Here is a 2,697-nt window from a genome sequence, read left to right as displayed (position 1 = left end):
GAACAGGGCGGGACGCGCGATCAGCTGGCGCTCGACCGCCTCGACCACCGTCTCGGCATAGGTCCAGCGCGGGGCGAAGGCGGTCAGGATCGGCAGGCCGACCAGGCTGACGACGGCCGAGATCTCGCAGGTCTTGAAGTCCAGCGCCCCGCCGGAGCGGCCGGTGACGAATCGCAGGGCGCGCTGATGGGCGGCGAGATCCACAGCTTGTCCGGCCAAGTCCTTGGCCAGCATGACAAAATAGTCGCCGACGATCAGGTCGAGATCGGCGGGAGACCAGTCCTGGCTGAGGGGGGTCTGGGCGTTCACGGCGCGACGATGCCGCAGGTGGGGGGCGACAGCCAGCCCTAACAGGGGGCGGTGCGTGGCCGGAGCCGGGGAGCCTCCTGGATCGGCTCCTCGTCCGACTTCAGACCGGCCGCTCGCAGGGCTCCGGCCATCGAGGTGACGGGCTCGCCCCGCACGACCCTGAACTGCAGCACCAGGGGCTCGGCAGGATTGTCACCGAGATTGGCAAAGCCTCCGGCCGGCTGGGCATTCAGTGCGATCGCATAGCTGCGGTCCGACAGCACCCGGCACAGCAGGACGAATGTCTTCTCGTCATTCAGCAGACGCGGCGTGCGGATACATTCGGGCCGCTCGAGACCCTCGGCCGCGGCATAGTTCCACACGGCCGGGTTCATCTTCTGGTCGAAGGCGACCTTCACGATCAGCACGCCGGGCGCGATGGTCTCGCCCTGGGCCGGATAGGTGGCGACCACCTTCGGCTGAGCCGTGCGCGGCATGACGGTCACCGGCGAGACGGCCGTCGGCCCGTCCTGCGGCGCGGTCTGGGCAGCGGCGGCTCCGGCAAGGACAAGGGTCAGGGCGGCCCCGAGAGCCAGGCGGTGTGCGGTCATACTCGGGAGCTTGGCCTGCAAGCGCGGCGTTCTCAAGGCAAAGCGCGCGACCCGGGCGGGCTCTGTGCTATAGGCGGCCCATGACTGATACCCCCGACGCCCCCGCAGAAACCCCGATCCAGAAGGCCCTTCGCCTGAAGAAGGCCGCCATCGACGCGCGCCCCAAGCCGCCGCGCGGCGGCAAGTTCCAGCGCGAACAGGCCGCCGGCGTCCAGGCCGGCAAGTCCAAGCCCTGGATGACCCGCTAGACCATGCAGATCCTGGGCCGGACCTCCTCGATCAATGTGCGCAAGGTGCTGTGGGCGGCAGACGAGCTGGGCCTCTCCTATGACCGTCAGGATGCCGACACGGCCTCGCCGGCGTTTCGCGCCCTCAATCCCAACGGCCTGATCCCGGTCCTGATCGACGCGCATGGCCCGCTCTGGGAGAGCAACGCCATCTGCCGGCATCTGGCGTCCGGAACGTCGCTGTTTCCGACCGAAGCCCGCGCCCGGGCCGTCGTCGACCAGTGGATGGAATGGCAGGCCACCGAGCTGAACAGCGCCTGGCGCTTTGCCTTCGCCGGCCTGGTTCGCCGGTTCCCGGGCTATGACGACGCCGACCGCATCGCCACCAGCGTGCGGGACTGGAACAGCGCCATGGCGATCCTCGACCGCGCCCTGGACGGGACCGGGGCCTTCGTCACCGGACAGGCCTTCACCCTGGCCGACGTGGTGATCGGCCTGTCGGTGCACCGCTGGATCGCCTCGCCGATCGAGCGGGCCGACCTGCCGGCCGTGGCGGCCTACTATCAGCGGCTCGGCGCGCGCAGGGCCTTCCAGCCCTACGCCCTCCCCGAGGTCCCCTAGAGAGGTTCCCAAGGTGCCCGGCGTCAGCCCGGCTTGCGGAACTTCAGGATGAACTGGTCAGTCTTGCCCCGGATGGCCGGGTCGAAGACGTTGATGGTGTGCGTATCGGCGGCATCACGCAGGAGCGGGCTTTCGCTTTCCAGCTTGAAGCCGGCCGCCTCGACCTCGGCCCTGACGGCAGCGACGTCGATCCGGTGCAGGCTATCGACGGCCGACAGGCCGCTGCCGGCGACGGCGGCATGGTCGACGATCAGGAACACGCCGCCGGGCTTGAGCGACTTGAAGACCTCGGCATTGACGCCGGCGGCCGTCCCGGTCGGAAACGGCTTGAGATGCAGGTCGTGATAGTTCTGCACCGTCATGACCAGGTCGAGATTGTCCGGCAGGTCGAGCGGCAGCAGGGTTCCATCCAGCGGCCTGGCATTCGGCACCGTCGCGGCGACGGCCTTGAGGTCCTCACCATACTTGGCGGAATACTGGATGAACTGGGCCGGCTGATAGGCATAGACCACGCCCTTTTCACCCACGGCACCCGACAGGATGCGGGTGAAATAGCCGCCGCCGATGATGAAATCGACCACCGTGTCACCGGGCTTGACCCCAGCGAAGGCCAGGATCTCGCCCGGCTTGCGGGCCGCGTCGCGAGCGGTATCGGCCGCCGGGCGAACCGGACTGGAAAGAGCTGCCGTGATGTTGGCCGGGACCTGGGCCTGGGCCATGCCGGCGCCGGAGGCCAGGGCCAGAAGGACGACGACCGGCGCGAAGGACTTGCGGATCATGAGTGGCGCTCCCTGATTTTGACTGATCGGTAGCAGCTTTCAGACCTTCGACGAACGACGTTATCATGAAATTCCGGTAACGCCGGGCGCGCCTTCCGCAGGGTGCCCCTTCCCCTTCCCCGCCGGTTGCGCCCATGATCGCTTCAACGAGATAAATCGGGGGGATATGGG

Annotated in this window: 4 protein-coding genes and 1 pseudogene; 2 read left to right on the top strand and 3 right to left on the bottom strand. The window is 68.1% G+C overall.

Features of this window, described 5'->3' with window-relative positions:
- Together DBR10_RS12360 and DBR10_RS12355 are read right to left on the bottom strand one after the other, a co-directional pair.
- Positions 1-309 (bottom strand): annotated as a pseudogene (locus DBR10_RS12360) (protein NO VEIN domain-containing protein); the annotation flags it as partial.
- A 38-nt stretch (positions 310-347) separates the two neighbouring features.
- Positions 348-899 (bottom strand): hypothetical protein, encoded by a 552-nt coding sequence (locus DBR10_RS12355; RefSeq protein ID WP_108556370.1) that lies wholly within the window; start codon positions 897-899, stop codon positions 348-350.
- Between the two features lie 80 nt (positions 900-979).
- Here DBR10_RS12355 and DBR10_RS19325 point away from each other — a divergent pair, with 80 nt between their 5' ends.
- Positions 980-1,147, top strand: coding sequence for a hypothetical protein (locus DBR10_RS19325; protein ID WP_199223487.1), 168 nt, complete (start codon positions 980-982; stop codon positions 1,145-1,147).
- Between the two features lie 3 nt (positions 1,148-1,150).
- Complete coding sequence (locus DBR10_RS12350) at positions 1,151-1,747, top strand: glutathione S-transferase family protein (protein WP_108504500.1); 597 nt, start codon at positions 1,151-1,153, stop codon at positions 1,745-1,747.
- A gap of 23 nt (positions 1,748-1,770) precedes the next feature.
- Here the strand turns inward: DBR10_RS12350 and DBR10_RS12345 are convergent, their stop codons facing one another.
- Positions 1,771-2,526, bottom strand: a complete 756-nt coding sequence (locus tag DBR10_RS12345; RefSeq protein ID WP_108504501.1) for a class I SAM-dependent methyltransferase — start codon at positions 2,524-2,526, stop codon at positions 1,771-1,773.
- Positions 2,527-2,697: the final 171 nt, after the last annotated feature.

The organism is Caulobacter sp. HMWF025, assembly GCF_003060965.1.
Lineage (GTDB): Bacteria > Pseudomonadota > Alphaproteobacteria > Caulobacterales > Caulobacteraceae > Caulobacter.
The sequence above is the reverse complement of the archived record's forward strand: the minus strand, read 5'-3'. Positions and strand labels throughout refer to the sequence as shown.

Bases quoted from the DNA above. Each gene is read 5' to 3' on its own strand.
- DBR10_RS12355 (WP_108556370.1), bottom strand. From the start codon at position 899: ATGACCGCACACCGCCTGGCTCTCGGGGCCGCCCTGACCCTTGTCCTT.
- DBR10_RS19325 (WP_199223487.1), top strand. From the start codon at position 980: ATGACTGATACCCCCGACGCCCCCGCAGAAACCCCGATCCAGAAGGCC.
- DBR10_RS12350 (WP_108504500.1), top strand. From the start codon at position 1,151: ATGCAGATCCTGGGCCGGACCTCCTCGATCAATGTGCGCAAGGTGCTG.
- DBR10_RS12345 (WP_108504501.1), bottom strand. From the start codon at position 2,526: ATGATCCGCAAGTCCTTCGCGCCGGTCGTCGTCCTTCTGGCCCTGGCC.